Annotated in this window: 22 protein-coding genes; 13 read left to right on the forward strand and 9 right to left on the reverse strand. The window is 52.7% G+C overall.

Annotated features, from left to right (window positions below; translation table 11 throughout):
* Positions 1-15 precede the first annotated feature (15 nt).
* The gene (locus tag IDM49_RS02690; RefSeq protein WP_210729606.1) at positions 16-438 is read right to left on the reverse strand and encodes a PLD nuclease N-terminal domain-containing protein; all 423 of its coding nucleotides are present in this window, start codon (positions 436-438) and stop codon (positions 16-18) included.
* A 61-nt stretch (positions 439-499) separates the two neighbouring features.
* Between IDM49_RS02690 and IDM49_RS02695 the strand changes: the two genes are divergently transcribed.
* Positions 500-778: a DUF4229 domain-containing protein gene (locus tag IDM49_RS02695; protein WP_168614805.1), complete on the forward strand. Its 279-nt coding sequence runs from the start codon at positions 500-502 to the stop codon at positions 776-778.
* A gap of 79 nt (positions 779-857) precedes the next feature.
* Here IDM49_RS02695 and IDM49_RS02700 read toward each other — a convergent pair whose 3' ends face one another.
* Positions 858-1778 carry a 1,4-dihydroxy-2-naphthoate polyprenyltransferase gene (locus IDM49_RS02700; protein WP_190724938.1) on the reverse strand — a complete coding sequence of 307 codons (921 nt, stop codon included), beginning with the start codon at positions 1776-1778 and terminating at the stop codon, positions 858-860.
* A gap of 126 nt (positions 1779-1904) precedes the next feature.
* Complete coding sequence (locus IDM49_RS02705; protein WP_190724939.1) at positions 1905-3095, reverse strand: AMP-binding protein; 1191 nt, start codon at positions 3093-3095, stop codon at positions 1905-1907.
* A gap of 224 nt (positions 3096-3319) precedes the next feature.
* Here IDM49_RS02705 and IDM49_RS02710 point away from each other — a divergent pair, with 224 nt between their 5' ends.
* Genes IDM49_RS02710 through IDM49_RS02720 form a run of 3 tightly spaced genes read left to right on the forward strand, consistent with a single transcriptional unit; the run spans position 3320 to position 7583 of the window.
* A complete protein-coding gene (locus IDM49_RS02710; RefSeq protein WP_228008164.1) occupies positions 3320-6184 on the forward strand; it encodes a class I SAM-dependent DNA methyltransferase in 2865 nt (954 codons plus the stop codon).
* A 26-nt stretch (positions 6185-6210) separates the two neighbouring features.
* Complete coding sequence (locus IDM49_RS02715) at positions 6211-7398, forward strand: hypothetical protein (protein WP_190724940.1); 1188 nt, start codon at positions 6211-6213, stop codon at positions 7396-7398.
* Positions 7399-7442: 44 nt separating this feature from the next.
* Positions 7443-7583, forward strand: a complete 141-nt coding sequence (locus IDM49_RS02720) for a hypothetical protein (RefSeq protein ID WP_190724941.1) — start codon at positions 7443-7445, stop codon at positions 7581-7583.
* Between the two features lie 117 nt (positions 7584-7700).
* Here the strand turns inward: IDM49_RS02720 and IDM49_RS02725 are convergent, their stop codons facing one another.
* The 4 genes from IDM49_RS02725 to gluQRS form a co-directional block, all read right to left on the reverse strand.
* The gene (locus IDM49_RS02725; RefSeq protein WP_190724942.1) at positions 7701-8654 is read right to left on the reverse strand and encodes a 1,4-dihydroxy-2-naphthoyl-CoA synthase; all 954 of its coding nucleotides are present in this window, start codon (positions 8652-8654) and stop codon (positions 7701-7703) included.
* A gap of 148 nt (positions 8655-8802) precedes the next feature.
* Positions 8803-10299, reverse strand: a complete 1497-nt coding sequence (gene putP / locus IDM49_RS02730) for a sodium/proline symporter PutP (protein ID WP_190724943.1) — start codon at positions 10297-10299, stop codon at positions 8803-8805.
* 208 nt (positions 10300-10507) lie between these two features.
* Positions 10508-11440 carry an EamA family transporter gene (locus IDM49_RS02735; protein ID WP_190724944.1) on the reverse strand — a complete coding sequence of 311 codons (933 nt, stop codon included), beginning with the start codon at positions 11438-11440 and terminating at the stop codon, positions 10508-10510.
* Positions 11433-12389, reverse strand: a complete 957-nt coding sequence (gluQRS, locus tag IDM49_RS02740) for a tRNA glutamyl-Q(34) synthetase GluQRS (protein ID WP_168614481.1) — start codon at positions 12387-12389, stop codon at positions 11433-11435. Before gluQRS ends, IDM49_RS02735 begins: the two co-directional genes overlap by 8 nt.
* A 206-nt stretch (positions 12390-12595) precedes the next feature.
* On the opposite strand from gluQRS, the gene IDM49_RS02745 reads away from it, so the two are divergent.
* Positions 12596-13507, forward strand: a complete 912-nt coding sequence (locus tag IDM49_RS02745) for an MBL fold metallo-hydrolase (protein ID WP_190724945.1) — start codon at positions 12596-12598, stop codon at positions 13505-13507.
* Between the two features lie 78 nt (positions 13508-13585).
* Here the strand turns inward: IDM49_RS02745 and IDM49_RS02750 are convergent, their stop codons facing one another.
* Positions 13586-14965 (reverse strand): phosphatase PAP2 family protein, encoded by a 1380-nt coding sequence (locus IDM49_RS02750; protein WP_228008165.1) that lies wholly within the window; start codon positions 14963-14965, stop codon positions 13586-13588.
* 143 nt (positions 14966-15108) lie between these two features.
* On the opposite strand from IDM49_RS02750, the gene IDM49_RS02755 reads away from it, so the two are divergent.
* From IDM49_RS02755 to IDM49_RS02785, 8 genes are all read left to right on the forward strand, one after another.
* Positions 15109-16122 carry an o-succinylbenzoate synthase gene (locus tag IDM49_RS02755; RefSeq protein ID WP_168614483.1) on the forward strand — a complete coding sequence of 338 codons (1014 nt, stop codon included), beginning with the start codon at positions 15109-15111 and terminating at the stop codon, positions 16120-16122.
* 319 nt (positions 16123-16441) lie between these two features.
* Positions 16442-16573: a hypothetical protein gene (locus IDM49_RS12395; RefSeq protein WP_265578803.1), complete on the forward strand. Its 132-nt coding sequence runs from the start codon at positions 16442-16444 to the stop codon at positions 16571-16573.
* A 330-nt stretch (positions 16574-16903) separates the two neighbouring features.
* Positions 16904-18610, forward strand: coding sequence for a 2-succinyl-5-enolpyruvyl-6-hydroxy-3-cyclohexene-1-carboxylic-acid synthase (gene menD / locus IDM49_RS02760; protein ID WP_190724946.1), 1707 nt, complete (start codon positions 16904-16906; stop codon positions 18608-18610).
* Positions 18611-18711: 101 nt separating this feature from the next.
* The gene (locus tag IDM49_RS02765; RefSeq protein WP_190724947.1) at positions 18712-19092 is read left to right on the forward strand and encodes a cupin domain-containing protein; all 381 of its coding nucleotides are present in this window, start codon (positions 18712-18714) and stop codon (positions 19090-19092) included.
* A gap of 114 nt (positions 19093-19206) precedes the next feature.
* Positions 19207-19905, forward strand: coding sequence for a demethylmenaquinone methyltransferase (locus IDM49_RS02770; protein ID WP_190724948.1), 699 nt, complete (start codon positions 19207-19209; stop codon positions 19903-19905).
* 48 nt (positions 19906-19953) lie between these two features.
* The gene (locus IDM49_RS02775) at positions 19954-21012 is read left to right on the forward strand and encodes a polyprenyl synthetase family protein (protein WP_190724949.1); all 1059 of its coding nucleotides are present in this window, start codon (positions 19954-19956) and stop codon (positions 21010-21012) included.
* 312 nt (positions 21013-21324) lie between these two features.
* Positions 21325-22911: a sodium-dependent transporter gene (locus tag IDM49_RS02780; RefSeq protein WP_190724950.1), complete on the forward strand. Its 1587-nt coding sequence runs from the start codon at positions 21325-21327 to the stop codon at positions 22909-22911.
* Positions 22912-22915: 4 nt separating this feature from the next.
* Positions 22916-23053 (forward strand): methionine/alanine import family NSS transporter small subunit, encoded by a 138-nt coding sequence (locus IDM49_RS02785; RefSeq protein WP_190724951.1) that lies wholly within the window; start codon positions 22916-22918, stop codon positions 23051-23053.
* Positions 23054-23137: 84 nt separating this feature from the next.
* Here IDM49_RS02785 and IDM49_RS02790 read toward each other — a convergent pair whose 3' ends face one another.
* Positions 23138-24220, reverse strand: coding sequence for an alkylhydroperoxidase domain protein (locus tag IDM49_RS02790; protein ID WP_190724952.1), 1083 nt, complete (start codon positions 24218-24220; stop codon positions 23138-23140).
* Position 24221 lies beyond the last annotated feature (1 nt).

Below are 24221 nucleotides of genomic sequence, written 5' to 3' on the forward strand. Positions count from 1 at the left end.
GGGTTCTTTGCATATTTAGGATTCCGGAATCTCGGTATCGGTAGTGTCTGTTGGGTTCTCGTCGGTGGGTTTTTGACGCGGTTTTTTGCGTTCTTGGGGATTTTGCTGTGCAGAACGCTGATTCTCTTGCGAGGCGCGCTGTCGTTTAGTTTTGGCGTCTAAAAAGCGCAGGTATTCTTCGTCATCATCGGGTGCTTTGAAGGTCTGCGAAGACGCGGTGCGAGAACCCAAGGTTGCGCCGCCAGCGGTGCGCGGGCGTCCTATCAAGAGCCAAAGAAGAGCACCAATAACAGGAAAAAGCAGAATAATCGCAAGCCAGGCAGGTTTTGGCAGTGAACGCGCGTGCGGTGCAGGTGTTCGAGCGCAGTCAATGAGCGCGTAAATAATAATGCCGATCAGCGCGGCGCCTGCACCAATAATCAAAATAGCTCTACCCATAGTCTCAAGTGTGGCATAGACGGCACGCCCTGAAAACTGCAAAACCGCTAAACTGATAAGCGTGAATCTTCTCAAATACACTTTGCTACGTTTTGGAATCATGCTACTGGTCTTTATCCTGTGCATGTTCCTGAAAATCGGTCTGGTCTTCTCAGCTATTTTTGCTGTCATTATCGCGTTGGCGGCGTGCTACTTGGGGTTCCCGCGTCTGCACGTGGCGGCGGGCGAAGACATGGCTCGTTTGTTCAAGCGTAAGAAGAGCTCAACCAAGCGCTCTGAAGAAGAAACCAACCGAGAGATTGAAGACGCCTACGTGGATTCAAAGTTCTCTCAGGAATAAGATGTAGCGTTCTGACGCAGATACAAAAAGGTCGCTCCCGGAGCACTTGCCGGAGCGACCTTTTTATATATGAGGTGCCTTAGCCGATGGAGTAGGGATCTACGACGGGATCAGCGAAAAGATCAAAGGTTCCTAAATAGACAGCAACAGCTACAAGGAGGCTGAAGATAAGAGCAATGAAACCAGCCTGTTTGAGAACCGGAATCAGTGCCGGACCGGTGGAACCTGAGAGCACCACGATGCAAGAGTGCACAATGGGCGCAACCAAGATAAACACCAGCATGTACCAGGGATTCTGCGGCACCAAGAAGAGCACGAGAGCAAGCGCAATAATAACTTCGGCAGCGTAGGTAAGACGCGAGTTGCGATCGCCTAAGCGCACCGCCAGCGTCAACTTGTTCGCCTCAATATCGGTGGGAATATCGCGCACATTGTTAGCCATCAGCAGGGCACAAGAAATCAGACCCAGCGAAAACGCAAAAACAATACCGCTCAGCGTCAGATGCGCCGTCTGCGTGTACAGCGTACCTAGGGTTGCCACAAGACCAAAGTAGATAAAGACAAAAACATCGCCCAAGCCCATGTAGCCGTAAGGACGCTTGCCGCCGGTATAACCCCACGCCGCAAAAACGCTGGAGGCACCAATAGCTAAGAACCACCACTGATTCGAGAGCACTACCAGCCACAGGCCAGCCAGCATCGCCAAACCAAAGCAGAGAAAAGCAGCCATCTTAACGGACTTAGGAGAGGCAACTCCCGAACCCACCAGGCGCAACGGACCTACACGAACCTCATCAGTGCCCTTGATGCCGTCCGAATAATCGTTGGCGTAATTGACGCCCACCTGCAAGAAGAACGCCACTAAGAAAGCAAGAAAAGCACGCGCAAAATCGAACCTGCCGATCTCGTACGCGGCAGCAGATCCCGCGATAATAGGGGCAACTGCAAGGGGCAAAGTGCGCAGTCGCGCCCCCTCAATCCATTGAGCCGGTGTTGCCACTAAGCGCGTCCTTCCTGAATAAAAACTTTACGGGTATACCAAACTTTTAGCTTACACCGTTGCTACTTTGAACGGGATAGCGTGCAGGGTATCGAGGAGCGTGATATCGCGCTAGTTTCGGTGCTCTTAGAGCTGATCTTTTGCTGCGGCAGCCTGCGCCAGCATCTGGTGAATCGCGCGCCGATCAGGCTTGCCTGTGGACGCTACCGGAAAGCGCTCGCAGACCTTAATAACTTTGGGCGCGGCTGGCTTGCCGAGGGCGGACGCCACAAAATCGGTGAACTCTTGGATCTGCGGGGCTGATGCGCCGGGGGTTAGAGTCACCATCGCCGCCACCATCTGACCCCATTTAGGGTGGGGGATACCCGCCACGATTGCCTCACGGATGGCAGCATGCTCTTCGAGTCGCTCGGTGATTTTTCGGGCAGAAACCTTGATGCCGCCGGTAATCAGCACATCGTCGGCGCGTCCTTCAATGGTCAGTACGCCGTTGGTGAGAGAGCCGCGGTCATCGGTGCGGTACCACCGGTTGTCGTGGGTATCTTGAAAGAAACTGGCTGAGGTTTTCTCGGCGTCATTGAGGTAGCCGCTGGCGAGGGTATCGCCGCCTAACCACACGCGTCCTGTCCCGTGTTCATCGGGCTCTTGAATATGGATGCGGACGCCGGTGAGCGGGCGGGAGTTGTAGACGCATCCGCCAGCGGTTTCGGCGCTGCCGTATGTGGTGACTACGTTGACGTTGAGGTCTTTGCACTGTTTGAGCAGGCACGCGGACGCCGGTGCCCCGCCGAGCAGAAGAGCGGTGAAGGATTGGAGTTCTGACAGCACCTGTTCGTTATGAGAGTCAAGGAGCGTATGTAGTTGCGCGGGCACGAGCGAGAGCATCCGCGCGCCGGGGTGCATGCGCTGGGCAGCGGCTAGAAAGTCTTCGGGTGTGAACGGTGTGTGGCGCGTGATGGAGCGCGTTATAACAGGGCGGACGCCGGCGAAAGCACTGCGCGCTACCACCTGAGCGCCCGCTACGTAGTGCAGGGGGAGCGCGAGCATCCACTGCGCGCCCTGGGAACTGGTGGCGTCGGCGGTTGCCTGCGCGGACGCTTGCAGGGCGCCTGCGGTGAGCACGGTCTGCTTGGGCTTGCCGGTAGACCCGGAGGTGGTGACCACGAGGGCAGGCTCGTCGAGTGTGTCTGCGGCAAAGGCGCGGGTGAACGCGTCGTACATGGCATCCGCATCGGCGGGCAGATTCTCACCCACAACCACGGCGGTACTGGGAACAGCGCGCGGGGCAGGTGTGGGAGTAAGCGTTGAGAAGTCCATGGTTTTAGTTTAGGGGTGAAGACTATGCGGTGTTAACCGAAGATGCGGTGACAGGGAGTTATGAGCGAGTTACCCATAGCGATGAAGTCATAACCAGAACAGCAGGTAAGACACCGCCAAAATATAAGAAATGTATTGAAGACTCTCGTCATAAACATAATAAGTATGACGCGTATAACTAAACTTATGCTTGCTATTCCAATTCTTGTGAGAGGCTCCCACCTGTGATTACCCATTTGTTTAACCGTTCCTACACGAAAAGCGAGTTGCAGAAGTTCGCGAATTCGTGGGTGGCGAGGCTCGATGAGGTCGCAGCAAGCGGCGGAGGAGCCACCGAAAAGCAGTTCACTCAGCAGTTCTGGATAGGCTTGCTCAAATGCTTTGGTATTTCTGACGAACGCACATTGTTGTTTGAGCGTGAAGCTAAGCGCGCATCCACCAACAATCGCGGGTGGGTGGATGTTTTCTGGCCGGGCATGCTGTTGGTTGAGCAGAAGTCTGTCAATAAAGATTTGGCTAAGGCCGCTGCTCAGGCTGATGATTACCTTGCCGGTGGAACTATTGCCGAACATGAGTGGCCAAAATTCATTATTACTTGTAATTTTTGGTCTTTTATTCTGACCAATTCGGCAACTAATGAAACGTGGGAATTTACTCTCGAAGAATTGCCAGATTATGTTGATCAGCTCAAGTTCATTGCTGGTCAGGAGACGGTTGAAAAGCGTGAAGAGGTAGAGGCGACTATTCAGGCGTCTAAGATTATGGCTCGCCTGTATCAGTCTTTGGTGGGGGATGACGCTGATAACCCGGTAGGGGAGGACGCCGCAGATAACCGTGGTGAAGAAGAAGCGGCTGTTGAGCGTGCATCTATCTTTCTGACGCGTGTTCTCTTTCTGCTTTTTGGCGATGATGCCGGACTCTGGGAGAACGATCTTTTCTACCGTTTTATTGAGGGACGCACACAGCCTGATGGTTCTGATTTGGGCACGCAGATTTCAGCTCTCTTTGATTATTTGAATACTCCTGACTCTGAGCGTCGGCGTATGAGCGACAATGTGCCGGAGCTTATTCAGAAATTCCCTTACGTGAATGGTGGGCTATTCGCTGAGCGCACTCGCGTTGAGTATTTTGACGCTGAAATGCGCGAAGCCTTGTTGGATGCGTGTCGTTTCCGTTGGACTCGTATTTCAACCGCGATTTTCGGTTCGATGTTCCAGCTGGTGAAGTCCCGTGAAGCTCGTCGTGCAGCCGGTGAGCATTACACCACCGAAGCGGATATTCTGCGTACAATTGGTCCTCTCTTTCTCGATGAGTTGCGTTCTGAGGCTGACCGTCTAATTGCTTCTAAATCCACCTCGCGTAAGGCTTTCGCAGAGTTCTTGGACTCTTTGACGGAGATGCGCTTTGTTGACCCTGCTTGCGGTTCAGGTAATTTCTTGCAAGTTGCCTATGCCAAGCTGCGTGAGATTGAGACTGACGTGTTGGCTGAGATGAACCGCCGCGAAGGTGGCGAGACTCAGTTGCTCGGTACTTTGGGCACCCGTTTATCTATTGAGCAGTTCTACGGGTTTGAGATTAACTGGTGGCCGTCGCGTATCGCTGAGGTTGCTATGTTCTTAACCGAGTTCCAGGCTGATCGTTATCTCGAAAAGCAGCTGGGTGATGCCCCTGTACGTCTGCCTATTAAGACCACGGCGCGTATTGTGCATGCGGATGCGCTCGCGTTGGATTGGCGTAAGGAGGTTCCTGAAACTTCCGGTAAGACTTTTATCTTTGGTAATCCGCCTTTTATTGGGCAGTTCACTAAGACTAAAGAGCAGACGGCTGCGATGAAGGCTGTCTGGGGCAAGGACTATGACGGTTACTTGGACTTTGTGACGGCATGGTTTAAGAAAGCTGCCGACTTCTTCAAGACAGGGGCTGACCGCTCGCACGACCGTGAGGGCGAGTTCGCGTTTGTGTCTACTAATTCAATTTCTCAGGGTCAGGCTGTCCCGGCGCTTTTTGGTCCTTTGTTCCGTGATGGGTGGCGCATCAAGTTTGCTTACCGTACTTTCCCGTGGAGTTCGGACGCGCCCGGCAAGGCTGCGGTGCACTGTGTGATTACTGGTTATACACGCGATGAGACTGTACGCCAGAGACTCTTTGAATACGATTGGTCTACTCGAGAGACCAACGAGCTCAAGGTAAAAACTGGTATCAACGCGTATTTGCTGGACGCAGCGAACGTGCTGATAACGAAGAGGTCAGAACCACTTAGTCCCGAACTCGCACCAGCTCGGTTCGGATATAAACCTGCAGACCATGGATATTTAATCGTGGAACCTGAAAATTATCAGGAAGTTGTCGCCGACCCTATCGCTGCAAAATATGTGCGCCCATATCGTATGGGAAAAGAACTTGTCCGGGGACTGGATCGGTGGTGCTTGTGGCTAGAAGACGCTGACCCTAAAGATATTATGTCTAGCTCAATTCTCCGATCCCGAGTAGAAAGCAACCATAAGTGGCGTTCTGAACAAAGTCCTTCTGGAGATGCCTTTAAACTGAAGGACACTCCACATCTAATGAGACCGAATCCTGGAGCACCTAAAACGAACTACGTTGGAATTCCCAGAGTTGTATCTGAAACTCGTTCATTTTATACGGCAACGCACTATAGCCCTGATGTTATTGCTGCAGATTCAGTTTTCACGGTCGAAGATCCTGACGGGTTTCAATTTGCCATAGTCAGTTCTTCCATGTTTATAGCTTGGCAAAAAGCTGTCGGAGGTCGTATGAAATCTGATTTGCGATTCTCTAACTCTATTGTTTGGAATAATCTTCCCTTGCCTGCTGTGGAGCCTAAATTGCGTCAGCAGATTATTGAGGCGGGTATGGGAGTGCTAGCTGCTCGTGAGACTATTGCTGAGCGTGCGGGTGGTACACGGTCGTTGGCGGATATGTATAACCCGTTTGCGATGGACAAAGGTCTATTAGATGCCCATAAGAAGCTGGACCGTCTAGTAGACAAGGCGTTCGGCGCCCCGAAGCTCTGCACATCGGAGACCCAGCGCCTCGAAATCTTATTTTCAAAATCTATTTATGGATGAAATAACTTTAAGGATAAAATCGCGGCATGAAAATTTTTAAAAATTTTAATGTAAATATCGAAAATATGACATATTGGGACAATTTCAGAGATGAAGATATAGATTGTTCATCTATTCCTGAGTATACTGATGATCAAATCTTGCTTGAGAGGAAAAGAAAATTAGTTAGGGCAACTGTCGGGGTTCCAATTGGGATATCTTTCCTTGCAGCATTTTTTATGTTAATAATAATCGATATTATATACTTAATAAATAAAATTAATGATAAATCTTTTAGCTTCCTAGATGGCGTGAATAAACTGAGGGAGATTGAGCCTTCTCAATATGGGTTTGCAATAGTTGCTCTTGCGGCTCTTCAGGCTACAATTTTTATTGGTGCTCAAAATCGAGCACACTCTAAAGACCTTCCCTTAGGTCTATCGATATTATCGGCCTCGTTTAATTCATTTTCAAAAATTTTTAGTTTCTTAACTGCAATGCTGCTAATGATTATTACGATAATTAGTTTTGGTGACTTCACGGCCTATATTTGTATTTTTCTATTTTGGACATCGGCGTCAATTTGTGGTCTATTCTCTGATGACTTGGCTGTAGTTCGAAAAAATTTAACAACTCTGGAATTTGATAAGAAGTACTATGAAGGCGAAAAAGATAATAAGAATATTTCAGATGGATCGCTAGAAAGGGTATGGAAGTATGTTAAGGAAAAAATAAATAGCTTTTGTGAATCTCATGAATTCAGTGCATATAAAATGATATTTTCTCTGGTTTTTTGGAGAAAAAACACACTGATTCAATTTTTTCTTTATGTTACCTTGGGGATGATCTTTAGGTATTTGAATGATTATGAAATGCCAAAATGGCTTTTTCTAGTTATCGCTACTTTTGTGGTTTATTTGTTGGGTTCAGCGTTTACTCTTATTCTTTATCTATCTCTCATGAGCTTAAGGGAAAAATCAAAATTTGAATTAATTATATTTAAATTTTCTTATTATGTTATTCCTGTGTTTACCTTAATAAATCTACCTTTTAATTATATTATTATAACCTTTGCGATTGTTAATATAATATTTTCTATATTTAGAATGCGCAGTTTTGTGAAAAGTGAAGTGGGCGAGAAAATTTTGAATAAATTCTACTTGATGCGATTGGAGGAGACTGAAAGGGCGATTAACATAAATAGAAAAATTGAAAACTTAAATAGTATTAAATAGAATTTTTAATATAGTTTTTGTTAGTTCTCGGAAAACAGGTGCCGATGAAGCTTGGAGCTACTTTGGGAGGGGCAGGAAATGGTCTTTTCGGCTGGTTTGTTATTAAGGCTGGTAAAGAAATTCTAGGTCCTGCACCAGAACAATGGGCGGAAGATGTAGCTTCTGACCTGCAATCTACCAATTAATTCTTTATCAAAAATCGAGAAACCAATACGTTTCTGTGATTCCTTTAAACTCTTAGACTTATAAGAAAAGCGCCGAGCGTTTTGCCGCCCGGCGCTTTTTATGCCACGCAGTGAACTTTAGAAGTAATACGGGTACTCATCCCAGTTCGGGTCGCGCTTCTGCAAGAAGGCATCGCGTCCTTCCACTGCCTCATCGGTCATGTAGGCCATGCGGGTTGCCTCGCCGGCGAAGACCTGCTGGCCGACCATGCCGTCGTCCGGCAGGTTGAACGCGAACTTGAGCATACGGATAGCCTGCGGTGACTGACGCGCAATATGAGCCGCGTACTCCAGACCCTTCTTCTCCAGCTCTTCGTGGGGCACAACGTCGTTCACAGCACCCATCTCGTACATACGCTGAGCGTCGTACTCCCTAGCCAAGAAGAAAATCTCGCGCGCGAACTTCTGACCCACCTGGCGCGCCAGCAGCGCAGAACCATAGCCCGCATCAAAAGAGCCAACGGTCGCGTCGGTCTGCTTAAACTTGCCGTACTCCTCGGACGCAATGGTCAAATCGGCGACCACATGCAAGGAATGCCCGCCACCAGCAGCCCAACCAGAAACAAGCGCCACAACCACCTTCGGCATGGTGCGAATCAAGCGCTGCACCTCAAGAATGTGCAGGCGTCCCGCGCGCGCAGGGTCAATAGTCTCAGCGGTCTCACCGTCCGCGTAGTGGTAGCCGTCGCGGCCTCGAATACGCTGGTCGCCACCGGAACAAAACGCCCAGCCACCGTCCTTAGGAGAGGGGCCGTTACCGGTGAGCAGAACAGTACCCACGTTGGACGTCATACGCGCGTGATCAAGCGCGCGGTACAGCTCATCAACGGTGCCGGGGCGGAAAGCGTTACGCACCTCCGGGCGGTCAAAAGCGATGCGAACGGTCGGCAAATCGCGCACAATCTTGCCGGTTTCGTCGCGCTCTACCTGGCGGTGGTAGGTGATGTCCTGAAAATCCTCGAAACCCTCAACAACTCGCCACGAGTTGGGGTCAAAGATATCTGAAACTTTTTCGGGAAGCTCAATAGTCATACCCCCATCTTAAACGCCGAGATCCTGTTTTATCGTCGAGATCCTGATTTAAAACAGGATCTCGACGATAAAACAGGATCTCGGTGCAAAGGTGCGTGCGGTGAGCACACCCGTGCTAGATGCTCGAGGCGCCTACCACCCGATGCATCTAGCGCTTGAGCGCACGCATCTGAGCCTGGGTTTCTTCAAACTCAGCCTCAATTTCGGGGTTGTGCTTGTAGGTAACCAGCGAGACCACCACAGCGAGCACGATGTTCACGATAAATCCGGGAACAATTTCGTACATGGTGGAGTGCAGAGCCTCGTTGGTGCCCCACACGAAAACGGTGATGGTTGCGGCAATCAGACCAACGATTGCACCCCAGTTGGTGAGTTTCTTCCAGAACAGGGAGAGCAGAACCAGCGGGCCAAACGCTGCGCCAAAGCCAGCCCACGCGAAGGAGACCAGTTCGAGCACGGAGCTGTCGGGGTTCCACGCCAGTACGCCTGCAATCAACGAGATCACGAGGACGCCGGCGCGTCCTAACCACAGACCCTCAGAGTTGGAGAGCTTGCGGCTTGAGACCACACCAAAGAGGTCTTCTGCCAAAGCCGATGAACATACGACCAGCTGTGATGACAGGGTAGACATCACTGCCGCAAGAACAGCGGAAAGAATAAAGCCCGAGATGAAGGGGTGCAGAAGAATCTGTGAAAGATCCAAGAAGACTGATTCAGCGGCGTCGGTGTCGGTCAGGGTAGCTTCGGGGTGCTTAGCAAAGAACGCGATACCAATGAGACCTGCTGAACAAGCGCCGACCACGGTGAGAACCATCCAGCCGATGCCGATGCGACGGCCGGTAGGTGCATCTGCTGCCGAACGCAGCGCCATGAATCGGGTGATGATGTGCGGCTGACCGAAGTAGCCCAAGCCCCATGCGGCAGCTGAAATGATGCCCAGGAACGAGGTGCCTGCGAACCACGACAGCGCGGTGGGGTTCACCTGCTGAATGGTTTCAACTGCACCGGCGGGACCGCCCACGTAGAAAAGCGCCATGATGGGCAGGAGCAACAGTGCCGCGAGCATGAGCAGGCCCTGCACCATGTCGGTGTAGGACGCGCCGAGAAAGCCACCGAAGAGGGTGTAAAGAACGGTGATGCCCGCGATCAGCAGCATGCCCCAGTGGAAGTCCAGAGCGAAGGAGGACTGGAAGAACTTGCCGCCTGCAACCATGCCTGAGGATGCGTAGAAGGTGAAGAAGATGAGCGTAATCAAAGAGGTGAGAACGCGCAAAAGCTTGGTGTTATCGCGTAGGCGGTTGTGGAAGAAAACGGGAACCGTTACCGCGTTTTTGGTGACTTCAGTGTAGATGCGCAGGCGGGGAGCAACGAGTTTCCAGTTGACCCACGCGCCGATGGTGAGGCCGATGGCCATCCATGCTTCGGCGAAACCTGTCATGTAGAGCGCACCGGGCAGGCCCATGAGGAGCCAACCCGACATGTCTGCTGCGCCTGCAGAGAGCGCTGCGGTTGCGGGGGAGAGACTGCGTCCGCCGAGAACGTAGTCATCGAGGTTTTCGTTTTTACCTTTAGCCCAGAAACCGATGGCAATCATGCCAGCGAAGTAGATGGCAAGTGCAATGAGCTGCCATGTTGAAGAAGCCATGCGTGCTCCTAGAAGTAGTGAATAAAAATGTTGTAGTGTGCTAGCTCATAATGATACGTCACAGTTTGCGTATTAAGGTGCTAGACACTTTAAGTTTGAACGGAGATTCTTATTTGCCGCTGCTGTGCTTGTCTAAGGTATCTCAGCCCTCAGGAAGAAGCCTCTCTGAATCAAGATTCTTTGCAGAAGCCTTTGTTAGCGTCGAGCGCTAAGCGAGGTTGGACGCTTGTGGTAGGGCGCCGGTGTGCGTGGTAATCGCGATAGCTGACCGGTTGGTTTTCCACGCTAGAAGTGCGCCTGAAAGCGCGATCAACGCAATACCCAGGTAGGCCCAGAACGAGAGTACCTGCCCCATCAGCAGAGTACCCACTAGGGCGCCAATGACCGGGTCAAGACTGAAAAATACGCCAATCACGGCTGAGGACGTCAGGCGTCCGGCCATCGAGTCAGCGGAGAAAGCAAGAGCGACGCCGACGATACCGGCCACTGCGGCGCGAAGCCAACCTTCAGCATCCAGCTGGCCTAGATGAGGTGCTGAGAAAGGCAAGAGCAAAAGAGCAGAGATACACACCGAAATGCTGATGCCTTTGAGCCCCGCCGTTGCATCGGATCCACCGCCCATGCGAGCAGAGAGCAGAGTGTACGAGCCCATGCAGGTGGCACCCAGTGCGGCAAAAACGTAACCTAGCCAGTTGGAACTTGAGAACGTAGGCCCGGCAATCAATATGACGCCGGTGAGCGCCACAATTGCAAACAGCGAGTCCTTCAGCTTCCTCACTCCGAGCAAAGACACGACGAAAGCGCCGAGGTACTCAATAGTCACCGCGATGCCCAGCGGTATGCGATCTACCGCCAGATAGAAAAAGACGTTCATCAGCGATGCCACTACCGCATAGATCAGCACCTGAGGCCAATCATTTCTTGTCAGTCGCATGACGCGAGGACGCACCAGGACAGCCAAGAAAATACCGGCGATGAGCATGCGAAACCCAGAGACAGTCACCGGTGAAAAATCTTCAAACAAAGAAGCAGCGACTGCCGTTGAAATCTGAATACCCAGGCTTCCTGCCATCACCAAGAAGAAAGCGGCTGTTCCCCGGTGATGATGCGGGACTTTTGCGATCACAGAACCGCTAGCCACAGCAGATACTTTCTAAGTCGGTGGGAATCACCGTCCACGGCTCCCGCGAAATGGTGTCGGGGTTAAAGACCTCCAGCATTTGCTGGGCGGTCTCGGGCAGATGCGGGCCGCCCTCACCGCGCCAGGGCGCAAGCGGCATCGAAGCGGCAATCATGCGCATCACCTGAGCAGTGCTCACACCTCCAGCACGCAACTGAGCAAGCGTCACCGCGCCGTCACGCTTTGCCAGACGCTTTCCCTCAGTATTCAACGCCAGCGGAACATGCACGTACTCGGGAATATCGATACCCAATAGAGTTGCAAGATAAGCCTGACGCGGCGCAGAGAATAAAAGGTCATCACCGCGCACTACCTGCTGAACGTTCTGAAAACCGTCATCGACAACCACGGCAAGATTGTAGGCGGGCTTTCCATCATTGCGCACCAATACAAAGTCATCGACAGCGCCCGTGTAGTCACCGGCAAAACGGTCGTACACCGTAAATTCAGCGGTATCAGCGGCAAGACGGAGGGCAGGCGGACGCACCTGACGACGTTCCTGCCTCTCCGCATCCGTGAGGTGACGGCAAGTGCCCGGGTAAGCGCCGGGAGCTGCATGCGGCGCGCTCGCCGCCTGCTGAATCTCCTTGCGGGTGCAGAAGCACTCGTAAACCATACCTGCATCACGTAGTTTTTGGACCGCGTCCATATGCTGCGGGATGCGGGTGGACTGCACAAGCACCTCGCCGTCCCAATCCGTACCTAAGGACGCCAGATCATCAAGCTGGCGTTGTGCCGCTCCTTCTTGAACGCGGTCAAGATCCTCAACACGCATCACAAAATCGTGCCCCTCAGATCGCGCAAAAAGCCACGCGAACAAGGCGGTGCGCAGGTTGCCCAGGTGTAAATCGCCGGAAGGTGAAGGAGCGTAACGGCCAGCAGAAGGTGAAGACAATGTTTGAGAATCCATAGGCTTCAATATTAAAGGGTGGGACGCTAAACCTTTGAAAAGCGGCTAAAATACCGTAAAAAATAGGCTTCACTAGGAGATTCTTTCGCCGCTTATTACTTAACAATGAGGTCATCTTTGCGTCTTAAATGTGATAGAGAACGCAAAACACGGCGATTCTAGGTGCAAACCGCATCGATTCCTCAAGAGTGAAGTACCGTGGTGCTATGGCACGTACTACAGAAATAGCTGACGGCGTTTATCTCATTGCAACAGATAACTACCGTCTAAACTCCGGTCTTATTCTTGGATCGGAAGAAGCTATGGTGATTGATACCGGCGCTGGCCCTAGGCAAGGCGCCGAGATTTTACGCGCAGTTCGTAGAATCACCGAGCTCCCTCTCAGCGTTGTCAACACTCACACGCACTTTGACCGCTTCATGGGTAACGCCGTCTTTGAATCCGACGGTGCAGATGACTTCTGGGCGCATCCGCGCGCGGCGCACGCCATCGAAAAATACGGTGACCGTCAGCGCACCTATGTTGAGGTTCTTGAACCTGAAATGACTCACCAGCAGGGTGCCAATACCCACCTAGTTATTCCTAACCGTTTGCTTCCGGGCGACGGCAGCCGCGCATCCTTCACCAGGGTTGAACTTGGCGACCGCGCAGTCACCCTCTTTTACCTCGGCTTAGCGCACACCGATAACGATGTTCTGGTGGGCGTTGACGATGTCCTGTTCACCGGTGACATTCTTGAACAGGGTTCTGACCCTGCATTTGACGATTCTTACCCCGATCAGTGGGTCAGCACCCTTGAACAGCTTGCAGCGCTAGACCGTTACCGCGTGTTCGTTCCCGGCCACGGCATGCCCGTGGAGAGCCCCTTTATCGAGCGCATGGGGCAGACCATGAAGGACGCTATTCACAGCATTCGCGCTTCAAAACTGGATCAGAACGCTAGCACCACCGCGGCTATGTACAAGCTACCGTACAGCCCCGGTGCAACCCGCATCCTACTTGATCGACTCACCTGGCTGGATCAAAAAGAAGAAGCCGGCGTGAGCCTGTCGGAGGTTCACTTTGGCGATAACGAAACCGGACTTACCGGGCCTATTACCTTGGGCGAAGGTCAGTAGCTTTTTCGTAGATACACTCAGGGCGGCTGGAACTTTTGATGAGTTCCAGCCGCCCTGAGTGTATGCGCTTGTATGAGGTCAGTAAGTCCAGACCTTGGTGTAGACCTTACGCTTCTTATTTTGCGGTCTGAGCAGAGCAATCAAGATAGCGGTGCTGAAGAAAGCGACGGCCGCAATCATGCAGGTTGCGCCAATAACCGCTGAACCCGCCATGGTGTCGGTGTAGACCAGCAGATACATAGCAACCGCGCAGAAGCTGAGGAAGAACCCACCAATCAGTAGCAGCGGAATCATCACCAGGCCAGAGCGTTGTGTGTTGCTCATATCAAGCTCTTCGGATCGCAAGAAACGCAAGAGGGCGAGCCCCACGATGGTCCAGCTGGCGGTGACGAGAATGCCCGAGATGACGTCCACGGGGCGGTGCCATTCGTTGATAATCGTTGAGTAGCCAGCGGCAAGTGTAAAGAGCATGCCGATAAAACCGACCGCCGGACGCAGGCGCTTAGGCGATGCGAGGAACAGCATGGCAACAGCGCTTGCCGCGAACGTGGTATGCCCTGAAGGCGCTGAGTTCATCGTAGCTTCTTGAATGCCGTAGTTGGGCTTGGTGAGTATGACATTTTTGATGACCTGCGTTGTTGCGTTGGACGCCAACGCTACACCGATGCCGACGATAGCCGGGATAAAGCGGTGCTTCCAGATCAACACAAAGAGAAGGCCGGTGACAGCAAAGATGCCTGCTGCCGCGGGTATTTGATCGAGACCTGTGGCGGTCTGCGGCTGAATAGTGAGGAACTGGTAGGCGTATTCGCGGAAAGCTACTTCATCAAGTTGCTGGCCACTGGGGGTGAGCACAAAGAACCAGAGGCTTGCGCACAATAGCCCCACAATGAGTAGCCAGGCTAAGAGGTGCTGAATGATTCCCCAGGTGCTGGGGCGAGTCTGCCGAATATGCGAGGGTAGCCCTGAGCGCATAGCATTTGGAGCTTGGGGATTGGACTGATTGAAAGTCTGCGGGGCAACCTGCGTCTGATAATCGCGAGGTAGCTCTACCTGCTGATGAGAATTTTTAGTAGGCTGAGCGGGCAGAAGAAAGGACGCGACCTTGGAACCTTTTAAGGTAGGGCGCGTTATTTTCTGTAGCGGTCGTGTAGCATTTTTGCTAACGGGCATCTGCTGGGTTGCAGGCGCGGTGTGTGCTGCTCGCCCCGGAAAAACTTCGGTGGGATCATCGTTGAACTGAGAGCTACGTGCGCTTGCCGGTATTTCGTGGTGAGATTTATACGAAGAAGCCGCGGTAATGACGCGGGTTGGTTCGGTGTCGGGGCCTGCGACAGGGTGAGAGTCATTATCGAGGTTGAGAACCTCAGTTTTCTCGTCGTCAGAGAAAGCGTCGAATGAGAGGGTGCGCGAAGTGTCGTGAGGGGTGTTGCCCCGGTGATTATTTCGGTAACTCATAGACGGTATCCGCTTTCGCTTGATGACGTAAAAGTGAGTGTCGCAGCAAGATGCGACCAGTAGTTAACTATGCCCGAGAAACCTTTAGCTTTGCTGGGAATCTACTGTATTCGGTGTCAGCACTTACGCGGTAACGTAGAGCTATGACGAGTGCTAATGAATTAGTTGTACCCCCTCTTGACGATATTTTGTCCACTCTGCGTGTGGTGAGCATCCCTATGAAAGTGAAGTTCCGCGGAGTCACGTACCGTGAGAGCGCTCTTATTAAAGGCCCCGCTGGGTGGGGTGAGTTCGCTCCATTTCTTGAATATCAGCCAGCTGAAGCGTCCGCATGGCTGAAGGGCGCACTAGAGGCGGCGTGGCAGGGCTTCCCTGAACCTAAGCGTCATGAGATTCCTTTGAACGCCACTGTTCCTGCTGTTGGGGCTCATGAGGTTGAGCGGGTCCTTTCCCGTTATGAAGGCTCAATCCGCGAGGTAAAGGTGAAGGTTGCTGAGAAAGGACAAACGCTGAGCGATGATTGCGCGCGCGTGGCAAAGGTTCGGGAGCTTTTGCCCGATGCCGGTATTAAGGTGGATGCGAACATGGGCTGGGATCTACCGCAGGCCGTGGAATCGCTGACGCACCTTTCGGAGTATGACCTTCTTTATGCTGAGCAGCCGGTGGCAACTATTGAAGGTCTGGCGCAGGTTCGCGCTGAATTGCGTGAAAAGGGCAATTCTTTGTTGATTGCTGCGGACGAGTCGGTGCGCAAGGCGGAGGATCCGTTGAAGGTTGCGCAGGCTAAAGCAGCAGATGTGTTGATCATCAAAGCCGCCCCACTAGGAGGAATACGAAGTGCACTTAGAATTGTGGAAAAATCTGGTCTTCCGTGCGTGATTTCTTCTGCGCTTGAAACGTCTATAGGTATAAGTGCAGGTGCTGCGCTTGCGGCGTCGCTACCTGAGCTTCCTTTTGGATGCGGCTTAGGTACTGTCTCTTTGTTGGACGGCGATGTCACTGAAAACTCGCTCGTTGCACGAGATGGAATGTTGCCGGTGCGAACCGTGGAGCCTTCGCAAGAGTTGCTCACGCGATTTAGTGCTTCGGACGCGCGTGTGCGCTGGTGGCGTGAGCGAATTGAGCATAATTATGCGCACCTAGTAATAAATAACTAATTTAACGATTGGTTAAATAAATTTATAGCGATGAAATTTAGTTTGTTTAAAAAATAACGTTGGGTAAACAAAGCCCCTCACTTGGTTAGTTACTGGTGAATAGGGGACAAAATCTGGAAGTTGGTGCTGCTCAAATTCCTGAAAGTACCCTTGTATATAAAGAAAAAATAGAATCGGTGGAAAATATTTTTAAAAAATTGTCCCCAAACCGCCCACAAGTATGTTAGGCTGGTGCTACCGCAAACGGATACCGTAAATTACCCAACGGTAATGAAGTTTGTAGAGAATAAGTTGTAACCCCCGAACTTAAGGAAAACCTATGTTTTTGTTGATGGCCCCCGCATCAAAGAAGGCTCACTCTGTAGCGAAGAACCTGCGTCAGGTTTTCTTGACTCCTGAGCTCACCGAAGATGAGCGCTGGGATCTCTACTACGACTACCGCACCAACTAAGCTTCAACTGGTTGCGACCGTCCCCCAAAACTTAGTGTGGATTACTCCTTGCCACACTTGGCTACAAATGAGGTAGCCATATGCCAAAGCTCCTTAGCTGCCTTCCCCTAAAGCTAGGTTGAGCTGAAAGCATATTGATAAGCCCTCGCGTCTTACCCCAGACGCGAGGGCTTTTGTTTTAAGCATGCTCGTAGCGGAGTATGTCTAGGAGGATTACCTGACCACGGAATAACAGATGCGGTGGAAACTATTGTGGTGCGGTTTTTCACGTTAATCTGCCTTTGTTGCGCACCGGCTCAGATGTTAACGGGCGAGTAGAATAGAGCGGTGATGAGTGAATTACCCGTACCTGCTTCGATCTTTACCGCTGTTTCAGTTCTAGATTCTCTAGTTCGCATCGGTATGCGCCATGTGGTGGTATCACCGGGGTCTCGTTCCGCCCCCTTAGTGTACGCTGTGGCCGCACTTGAAGAGGCCGGGGTTGTGCAAACCTATGTGCGCACCGATGAGCGAACCGCAGGTTTCACCGCTCTTGGGTTGGCGAAATCATTGAATGAGCCGGTTGGAATCATCGTGACCAGTGGTACGGCGGTAGGCAACCTTATGCCCGCTGTCATGGAAGCTGATCATCAAGGACTGCCTCTGGTGGTTTTGAGTGCGGACCGTCCGCCGCGTCTTCGGGGAACCGGTGCTAACCAGACCACGAATCAGGTCAATTTTTTCGGCTCACACGTGCGCGCGACCGTTGATTTAACTGCTTACCCTGAAGAAAGCACGGGTGAACAGACCGTAGGTTTCAACGAGTGTCTTGCGGCATTAACCGGACGCGACGCGCATGTGTGGGGCAACGCATCGGGCACACCGGCAGGCCCTGTTCAGGTTAACTGTGCCTTTGATACACCGCTGACTCCGAATGACGCTGCCGAACAGATTCTTCCGCAGTGGGCGCAGAGCCTTAAAGAAGTAGAGCGTCCGGCATCCGTTATTGCTGCTGATCCCACCGTAGAACCGTGGCTTGGTTCAGATCATCTGCCCGCCGAGGGCTATCGAACCGTCGTCGTTGCCGGCGATGGCGCGGGCGCAATAGCTGCGGAATTTGCTCAAAAACTCGGGTTGCCGTTATTCGCTGAGCCATCATCGAACGCCTTGTTTTCTGCCAACGCCATTTGCGCATATCGAGAGGTGCTTTCTGAAAGCTTAGGGCAGCAGATAGAACGCGCTGTAGTTTTTGGCCACCCCACCCTGTCGCGTCCTATCTCGGCTTTGCTCGATAACGCAGATGTTGAAAAAGCTATCTATGAACCTGCACCCGTTGCCTGGTACGCTCCTGGGCGCCGTTCCGAAAAACCCTATAAATACATAGCTGACCTGGCACGGTTCGCCGGTAGCGGTCACGGTGTCTCAGTCGTAGGTTCTGAGCAGAGCTGGCTGAGTGCGTGGGTTCAGGCAGGCGAGAGCCGCCGCATCGAGCATCAGCAGAACATTGATCGATACCGTGAATCCGGCGAAAATTCAGGACGCGCCGCTGCGCTTGCACTGGTGCAAGATGCCTGGAACGCCTGCCGTGAAGACGGCGCTTCACTGGTCGTTGGGTCTTCGAATATTATTCGTGATCTCGATTTGGGTGTGGTGTCGCGCGCTACCTCACCGCGCGTCTACGCCAATAGAGGGCTGGCGGGTATTGACGGCACCATCGCCACAGCCATCGGCATCTCCCTAGCAGGGGAGAGCGGCAAAGAACGTGGCGCGTCCAAGCCCCAGAAAGTCCGCCTCATCGTTGGTGACCTCACCTTCTTGCACGACGCGTCCTCGCTGAACATTGGACCGCTTGAAACAAAGCCGGATGTAGAAATCATCGTGTTGAACGATCACGGTGGCGGTATTTTTGGCACGCTAGAGCACGGAAAATTAGGCAAAAAGCCCGTATATAAGAACGCGGTGCAACGGTATTTCACCACCCCGGTAGATGTGGATCTTGAGGCTCTAGCGCGCGCCTACGCATCCTCAGGAATTAGCGTAAAAATTGTGAACGTCTAGGTGCGCATCTGAGATTTTTCGCATAGCCCCTGCACAGTGCCATATTCAAGGCGTAACGTGGGGAGTGGAACGATCACTTTGCGTTTGCGAAAGGACTCATCATGGCAGGAACTCATGAAGGTACGGCTCTAGTTTTTCCTCAGCTTACCGAGGCCTTTGAACCGTTTGATAACAAGCCTCACGCGCAAAAGATTGTTGATGCAACCGGCGCTAACCTCGTCATCCTTGAATTTGCGCAGGGGCAGGTGTGGCGCGAGCACCACAGCGTTCACCCCGTGATCGTTCAGGTTCTCAAAGGACGCGTAGAGTTCACCGTCAAGGACGAGATTATTGACCTCGTGCCAGGCACTCCTATTCACCTCACCAGTCATCTGCTTCACGAAGTGCGTGCGATGGAACCTTCCACCGTTATGGTCACCATGCTCACCGGTGAAACTCACGAGCCCGCAAAGACCAACGTTGAAGGCATCCGCAGCATCTAGTTTCTTTTCACTCACAGAAAATAACGAGTGAGAAAGTGCGTAAAACACACTAAAAAATGTGCTGTGCTGACCGCTACGTACCCACAAAGCGTCAGAACGTGAAACAATAGCAAGGTGAATCGAGCAGACCTTAATAAGAAAACAAAAGACATTGCCTCAATGTTCGACGAGGTAGCACCGCGCTACGACCTCATGAACGGCATCGCGTCCCTGGGCCAGCACATTTACTGGCGTAAGCAGACTGTTGCCGCGGTCGACGCACGCCCCGGCCAGCGAGTTCTAGATATCGCTGCGGGCACCGGCACCTCCTCAGAGCCATTTGCCGATGCCGGTGTTGATGTTGTTGCCGCTGACTTGTCAGAAGGAATGCTGGCAGTTGGTCGCAAGCGTCGCCCCGACATGACCTTCGTCCAGGCGGATGTCACCGACCTGCCCTTTGAGGATGAAGAGTTCGACGCTGTCACCATGTCCTACGGTCTGCGCAACGTCGCTGATTTTCCTCGTGCCCTGCGAGAGATGTACCGCGTCACCAAACCCGGTGGACGCATCGTTGTGCTTGAATTTTCAACACCTGCGTTCGCACCCTTCGCAGCTATCTACAAGAACTGTGTTTTGCCTGCTATTCCTCCGGTCGCCAAGGTGTTGTCATCCAACCCCGAGTCGTACGTTTACTTGGGCGAATCAATCCTCGATTGGCCGGGGCAGGCCGAACTCGCGCAGCACTTTGCAGATGCAGGCTGGGCAGATGTGAAGTACCGCAACCTGACGGGCGGCATCGTTGCAATCCACCGCGGTTTCAAGCCTTCCAAGTAAACTGATAAAACACCTTCCTGATTCGAATAAAAGAGAAGCAACACTACTGTGACTGATACCCCCGTACATAAAGCGTCGGCTGATTTAGCTGGTGAGTTTGAATTCAACCTGCCTAAGGGGTTTGACCTCATCGCTGAAGATCCGGAGTTGGGCCCGAAAATCGTCGAGTCGCTGGCTGAAATTGAGCAGCGACTCTCACGTGCTGTCGAGAACACGAATCACTTGGCAGATGTAGCGTCGCGTCACTTGCTCGACGCCGGTGGTAAGCGTGTGCGCCCCCTGCTGACTCTCTTGGCAGCTGCAGCGGGCGGCGAAATCAACGATAAGGTGCTTGATGCCGCCGTCGTTGTTGAGCTCACCCACCTTGCGACTTTGTATCACGATGATGTCATGGACGATGCGCCCAAGCGCCGCGGTGTTGATACCGCGCAGACTATTTGGGGTAACTCTGTTGCGATTCTTACCGGTGACCTCATCTTTGCTCGTGCCTCTTTGATCGTTTCTGAGTTGGGCGCTCGTGCGCTGGCTATTCAGGCTCGCACCTTCGAACGTCTGGTTCTTGGCCAGCTGTTTGAAACGACTGGACCGCAAAACGGTGATGATCTTTACAACCACTACATCAAGGTGATTGAAGGAAAAACCGGTTCGCTGATTTCCGCTGCCGGCGAGTACGGCACTGTGCTGGCGGAGGCACCTGAATCCGCTGTGCAGATGCTGGTTCGCTACGGCGAATTGGTGGGTGTAGCCTTCCAGCTTGCAGACGATGTTATCGACCTGACCGGCGGTACCGCTGCCGGTAAGACTCCCGGCACTGACCTGCGCGAGGGCGTTCCCACCCTGCCCACCATTTTGCTGGCACAGGAAGCCGAGGCAGGAGATGAAGAGGCTCAGCGTATTCAGACCATGATTAGTGGCGGTTTGAGCAGTGACGCCGCGCTTGCAGATGCGGTAGCTGCCCTGTCAGCTCACCCCGTGACTCAAAAGGCATGGGACATTGCCTACAGCTGGGCTGACGAAGCGATCGCTGCTATTGAGCCGCTGCCGGATTCCACCGCTAAAGAAGCGTTGAAATCCTTCGCTCACGCTGTAGTCAAGCGCGAGATCTAAGGAATCTTTGAGGCTGGGCTTTCCGAACAGGGGAGTCCAGCCTTTTTGTATGCCCAGTAAAGGCCCTAGCCAGCAGTGTAGGTTCTCAAAATGTAAGACTACTGTGAATCAGTTCTTTACCCCGCAGTAGAATCATCACATTGATAATTTGTGGATTATGAGCCAGACCCGGCGCTCTGAACACAAGAAAAATCGTATTTTGCTTTCATCACCGCACCCAGTGATCAGCAAAAGACACACGCATCATTTTTTCTGGGGCAACCACGTCGAAAGACAGCGTTGCCCATTTTTGTGATTTATAAGGTTATTCAGATGACTCAATCATCGGTTGCGGCACCTAAGAAGCGCGAGAGCTTCTCAAGCCGCAAGGTCTTCATCTTCGCTGCTATCGGCTCGGCAGTGGGTCTGGGAAACATCTGGCGCTTCCCCTACATTGCTTTTGACAATGGCGGCGGCGCATTTATGATTCCCTACCTGGTAGCACTGCTCACCGCTGGTCTGCCTTTCCTCTTCTTCGACTACGCAATCGGCCACCGCGGACGCGCATCCTCGCCTCTTGCCTTCCGCCGCCTCAACCGCAAAACCGAGTTCATCGGTTGGTGGCACATGGGCATCAACGTCATTATCGCGATTTACTACGCGGCAATTATCGCGTGGTCACTGCGCTACATGATTTTCTCGGTCAACCACGCCTGGGGCGACTCACCGGCTGACTTCTTTAGCGGTAACTTCTTGCAGACATCAGACCCCACCGCTGGCGTCACCTTGGACTTTGTTCCCGGCATTTTGATTCCGGTTGTTCTGATTTGGGTGGCTCTGTTAGTCATTATGTCTTTGGGCGTGCAGAAGGGCGTTGGCGCGGCGAATATCGTGTTTATTCCCGTGCTCATCGTCATGTTCTTGGCTCTGGTGATTTACTCGCTGACTCTGCCCGGCGCATTCGACGGCTTGAACGCTTTGTTTACCCCTAACTGGTCTTCCCTGCTGGATGCAAAGGTTTGGGTGGCTGCATACGGCCAGATTTTCTTCTCGCTGTCCATCGGCTTTGGCATCATGATCACCTACTCGTCGTACCTGAAGAAGCAATCAGACCTCACCGGTACCGGCGTGGTCGTTGGTTTTGCAAACTCAGGTTTCGAGCTGCTGGCAGGCATCGGCGTTTTTGCGGCTCTCGGCTTCATGGCAAACGCTGCTGACACCCAGGTTTCTGAGGTTGCGACCTCCGGTATTGGTCTGGCGTTCATTGCGTTCCCGACCATCATTTCTCAGGCACCTGCAGGTACCCTGATCGGCATCTTGTTCTTTGGCTCCTTGCTGTTTGCCGGTATTACCTCGTTGATCTCAATTGTTGAGGTTATCGTTGCGGGCGTACAGGATAAGTTTGGCGCTTCACGCGTGGTCTCAACCGCAGCTGTCATCGTGCCTCTCGCTATCGCATCCACCCTGCTGATGCCCACCACCTCGGGCCTTTACGTTCTGGATATCATGGACAACTTCGTCAACCAGTTCGGCATTCTGGCAGCGGGCTTGCTCTCCATCTTCTTGGTGGGTTACGTAGTGCGTGCTTTGCCCGTTCTGCGCGATCACGTCAACCAGACCGCGTCCATCAAGATTGGTCCTATCTGGATGATTCTGCTGGCGGCAGTTACCCCCATCATCTTGGGTTACTCCCTGATCAACACCTTTATCGGTTTGGTCAAGGAACCCTACGAAGGGTACCCCGCAGAAATGATTAACATCTTTGGCTGGGGCATGGTTCTTCTGCTGCTCGTTGTCGCTGTCGTAGTTTCATTCCTGCCGTGGTCATCGCGTTCACGCGCAGCCCTTAAGGCACCGGCTCCTCCTGTGGCAGCTGGCAAGATTCAGCACGATGCGTCTACCGAAGTGAAAGAAGGTTAGTCCCGTGGGTACTTCAGCAATCGTTATGCTCATCGTTGCAATCTTGATGATTTGGGGCGGCCTTGCACTGGCAATCGTCAACCTCCTCCGCAACCCTGAGGACGCCGAAGCTTACGCCAATAGCGACGGCGATTTGGAATAGTCCGAAAGACCGTTCATCAGTAAACCCCGGTGTCTTGAGATTCTGACATCTCAAGACACCGGGGTTTTACTGTCTTAAAGTAGGCTAGCGAAAGCGCTGGGGAAGTTCAGGCTCACCTAGCGTCAGCATCAACCTATTTGCCCAGTTGAAGAAGGCTGAGGCGTTGATGACATCGATAATAGAGGCATCATCAAAACCTTCTGCGCGAAGGGCATCCACATGCTTGTAACTAAAGGTCATCTGCGTCAAAGCCACCGCAGCATCCCTAATAGCGCTCCACTCAGTCGATCCCACATCGGCGTTAACATCGGCGAGCAGGGCATCAAAATCTTCACCGCGGTCAGACTCTTTGGCACCGCGTACCGAGTGAACCGATGCGCAGTAAATACAGCCGTTGACTTTAGACGCAGCGGTAGCTGCCAACTCGCGTTCTGCTCTGCCCAAACCGCCATCAACATTGTAGAAAATATCGAAATCGGTGAGGGTACGAGCGCGAAGCGCACCGGGATCTCGCACTAGCAACCTGAAGTATTCAGAGCCTTCTCGGTCTTTAGAGACCAAAGCTTCACGATGCTCATCGGTGAGCTCATTCTTTTCAAGCGGAGCTACCCAGGGTTTCCACCCCAGCGAATGACGAACGAACGTTGTCGGCCCAACCAGGTCCGGGTAAGTGCGCACATTATCGCCTACCGTCAGATGATCAACGGCCACGTGTTCATCGACCAAGCCAGAACCTGACGCCCCGCCAGCGAGTACCTGCAAACCCAGCACAACTCGTAGCTGAAAAGCTAGAAAAGAGATCAGCTGATAAAGGGTAACGACCTCGTCCTCGGTGAGGTACTGACGTACCTGCGAGAGTACCCGAGCATCAGCCTGCGCAGGAGCCAAAGTAATGACGCGCGTTGCCGCTAAAATCGCGTCCAGGCGCTCGCCGGAGGCCTGCTCTTCAGCGGCAATTTCTTGATAGAAGGTTGTTGCCTTTTCTACCTGATGCAGGCAGGCGACCTCAGCTGCCACCGCAAAACGTTCCGCTGGAGTCAGGGAACTCTCGCCCTCTACCAGCAACTCGAAGCTCTTCTGCGCGTTGTCCACAGCGTCCTGACGCATGCGTCGCACTGAGCGAAGGTTGTCCGGAATCTCTGAGAGGATATCGATAATATCTGCCATC

Origin of the sequence: Rothia terrae (genome assembly GCF_014705925.2) — a bacterium.
Classification (GTDB): domain Bacteria; phylum Actinomycetota; class Actinomycetes; order Actinomycetales; family Micrococcaceae; genus Rothia; species Rothia terrae.